At 51.8% G+C, this 2,199-nt stretch carries 21 tRNA genes and 1 rRNA gene; all 22 read left to right on the top strand.

What is annotated here, in order from left to right:
• A 5S ribosomal RNA gene (rrf, locus tag J2S13_RS16755) occupies nucleotides 1-95 on the top strand; the annotation flags it as partial.
• A gap of 6 nt (nucleotides 96-101) precedes the next feature.
• Nucleotides 102-174: transfer RNA gene (locus J2S13_RS16750), tRNA-Val, on the top strand.
• Between the two features lie 10 nt (nucleotides 175-184).
• Nucleotides 185-260: transfer RNA gene (locus tag J2S13_RS16745), tRNA-Thr, on the top strand.
• Between the two features lie 8 nt (nucleotides 261-268).
• A tRNA-Lys gene (locus tag J2S13_RS16740) sits at nucleotides 269-341 on the top strand.
• A gap of 7 nt (nucleotides 342-348) precedes the next feature.
• Nucleotides 349-430: transfer RNA gene (locus J2S13_RS16735), tRNA-Leu, on the top strand.
• A gap of 7 nt (nucleotides 431-437) precedes the next feature.
• Nucleotides 438-512, top strand: a tRNA-Gly gene (locus tag J2S13_RS16730).
• A 5-nt stretch (nucleotides 513-517) separates the two neighbouring features.
• A tRNA-Leu gene (locus J2S13_RS16725) sits at nucleotides 518-606 on the top strand.
• 3 nt (nucleotides 607-609) lie between these two features.
• A tRNA-Arg gene (locus J2S13_RS16720) sits at nucleotides 610-683 on the top strand.
• Nucleotides 684-689: 6 nt separating this feature from the next.
• Nucleotides 690-763 (top strand) — tRNA-Pro (locus tag J2S13_RS16715).
• A gap of 14 nt (nucleotides 764-777) precedes the next feature.
• Nucleotides 778-853, top strand: a tRNA-Ala gene (locus tag J2S13_RS16710).
• Between the two features lie 13 nt (nucleotides 854-866).
• Nucleotides 867-940: transfer RNA gene (locus tag J2S13_RS16705), tRNA-Met, on the top strand.
• Nucleotides 941-954: 14 nt separating this feature from the next.
• Nucleotides 955-1,031 (top strand) — tRNA-Ile (locus J2S13_RS16700).
• 13 nt (nucleotides 1,032-1,044) lie between these two features.
• A tRNA-Ser gene (locus J2S13_RS16695) sits at nucleotides 1,045-1,137 on the top strand.
• A gap of 23 nt (nucleotides 1,138-1,160) precedes the next feature.
• Nucleotides 1,161-1,234: transfer RNA gene (locus J2S13_RS16690), tRNA-Met, on the top strand.
• Nucleotides 1,235-1,239: 5 nt separating this feature from the next.
• Nucleotides 1,240-1,316: transfer RNA gene (locus tag J2S13_RS16685), tRNA-Asp, on the top strand.
• Nucleotides 1,317-1,324: 8 nt separating this feature from the next.
• Nucleotides 1,325-1,400: transfer RNA gene (locus tag J2S13_RS16680), tRNA-Phe, on the top strand.
• Nucleotides 1,401-1,416: 16 nt separating this feature from the next.
• A tRNA-His gene (locus J2S13_RS16675) sits at nucleotides 1,417-1,491 on the top strand.
• 9 nt (nucleotides 1,492-1,500) lie between these two features.
• Nucleotides 1,501-1,574: transfer RNA gene (locus J2S13_RS16670), tRNA-Gly, on the top strand.
• A 12-nt stretch (nucleotides 1,575-1,586) separates the two neighbouring features.
• Nucleotides 1,587-1,660: transfer RNA gene (locus J2S13_RS16665), tRNA-Ile, on the top strand.
• A 13-nt stretch (nucleotides 1,661-1,673) separates the two neighbouring features.
• Nucleotides 1,674-1,748 (top strand) — tRNA-Asn (locus tag J2S13_RS16660).
• 7 nt (nucleotides 1,749-1,755) lie between these two features.
• Nucleotides 1,756-1,843, top strand: a tRNA-Ser gene (locus tag J2S13_RS16655).
• A 7-nt stretch (nucleotides 1,844-1,850) separates the two neighbouring features.
• Nucleotides 1,851-1,922 (top strand) — tRNA-Glu (locus tag J2S13_RS16650).
• The last annotated feature ends 277 nt before the right edge of the window (nucleotides 1,923-2,199 follow it).

Below are 2,199 nucleotides of genomic sequence, written 5' to 3'. Positions count from 1 at the left end.
TCACACCCGTTCCCATACCGAACACGGAAGTTAAGCTCTTCAGCGCCGATGGTAGTTGGGGGCTGTCCCCCTGCAAGAGTAGGACGTTGCCAAGCGAATCTGGAGGATTAGCTCAGCTGGGAGAGCACTTGCCTTACAAGCAAGGGGTCGGCGGTTCGATCCCGTCATCCTCCATCTTTTATATGCCGGCCTAGCTCAATTGGTAGAGCAACTGACTTGTAATCAGTAGGTTGGGGGTTCAAGTCCTCTGGCCGGCACCATTTTTAACGAGCCATTAGCTCAGTTGGTAGAGCATCTGACTTTTAATCAGAGGGTCGAAGGTTCGAGTCCTTCATGGCTCACTATTTTGCGGGTGTGGCGGAATTGGCAGACGCACCAGACTTAGGATCTGGCGCCGCAAGGCGTGGGGGTTCGACTCCCTTCACCCGCATAATATTGCGGAAGTAGTTCAGTGGTAGAACACCACCTTGCCAAGGTGGGGGTCGCGGGTTCGAATCCCGTCTTCCGCTCCAATGTTGCCGGGGTGGCGGAACTGGCAGACGCACAGGACTTAAAATCCTGCGGTAGGTGACTACCGTACCGGTTCGATTCCGGTTCTCGGCACCATTTGCGCCCGTAGCTCAATTGGATAGAGCGTTTGACTACGGATCAAAAGGTTAGGGGTTCGACTCCTCTCGGGCGCGTTTTATCGGGAAGTAGCTCAGCTTGGTAGAGCACATGGTTTGGGACCATGGGGTCGCAGGTTCGAATCCTGTCTTCCCGATATTCAACCCATTTGGGGCCTTAGCTCAGCTGGGAGAGCGCCTGCTTTGCACGCAGGAGGTCAGCGGTTCGATCCCGCTAGGCTCCACCAATTAAGATTATATGGCGGCGTAGCTCAGCTGGCTAGAGCGTACGGTTCATACCCGTGAGGTCGTGGGTTCGATTCCCTCCGCCGCTATTTTCTGAAAATATGGACCTTTAGCTCAGCTGGTTAGAGCAGACGGCTCATAACCGTCCGGTCGTAGGTTCGAGTCCTACAAGGTCCACCATATATACTACTTTGGAGGAATACCCAAGTCTGGCTGAAGGGATCGGTCTTGAAAACCGACAGGCGGGTTAAACCGCGCGGGGGTTCGAATCCCTCTTCCTCCGCCATTAATTTTTATATTTTCTATCGTCGCGGGGTGGAGCAGTTCGGTAGCTCGTCGGGCTCATAACCCGAAGGTCGCAGGTTCAAATCCTGCCCCCGCAATCATTGGTCCGGTAGTTCAGCTGGTTAGAATGCCTGCCTGTCACGCAGGAGGTCGCGGGTTCGAGTCCCGTCCGGACCGCCATTATTTTTGGCTCAGTAGCTCAGTCGGTAGAGCAAAGGACTGAAAATCCTTGTGTCGGCGGTTCGATTCCGTCCTGAGCCACCATTTTCAAGTGAAAATGGCGGCTATGGCGAAATGGTTAACGCATCGGATTGTGGCTCCGACATCGTGGGTTCGATTCCCACTAGTCGCCCCATATTTATACGCGGGTGTAGTTTAGTGGTAAAACTACAGCCTTCCAAGCTGTTGTCGTGGGTTCGATTCCCATCACCCGCTCCATTTATATAAAATGGGCCTGTAGCTCAGCTGGTTAGAGCGCACGCCTGATAAGCGTGAGGTCGGTGGTTCGAGTCCACTCAGGCCCATTATACTCATTGTTCCGCAGTAGCTCAGTGGTAGAGCTATCGGCTGTTAACCGATCGGTCGTAGGTTCGAATCCTACCTGCGGAGCCATTTTTATGGGGAAGTACTCAAGTGGCTGAAGAGGCGCCCCTGCTAAGGGTGTAGGTCGGGTAACCGGCGCGAGGGTTCAAATCCCTCCTTCCCCGTCATAATGGCCCGTTGGTCAAGCGGTTAAGACACCGCCCTTTCACGGCGGTAACACGGGTTCGAATCCCGTACGGGTCATCCAAAAAGGAAATGAAGAATTCTCTTCATTTCCTTTTTTCATTGGATTCTATCATGATATGATTCTTGTGAAGTAATGCAAAAAATTGGAGAAAAAGTGCAAATATCAATAGAAATAGTGCAAAAGTAGGCGGGAAATATACATAAATCTAGGGAAATGATCAAATCCCCGTAAAAGAAGTGCAAATCCTAGTGGGAAATAATCAAAAGGCCTTGGGAAATGTTCAAAAGCTGAAGACCATCTACCATTCTCGTAGAAAGGGAAGACATCCGAAGA

The sequence above is a fragment of the Oikeobacillus pervagus genome (assembly GCF_030813365.1).
Lineage (GTDB): Bacteria > Bacillota > Bacilli > Bacillales > DSM-23947 > Oikeobacillus > Oikeobacillus pervagus.
This window is presented reverse-complemented; position numbering and strand designations above follow the sequence as displayed.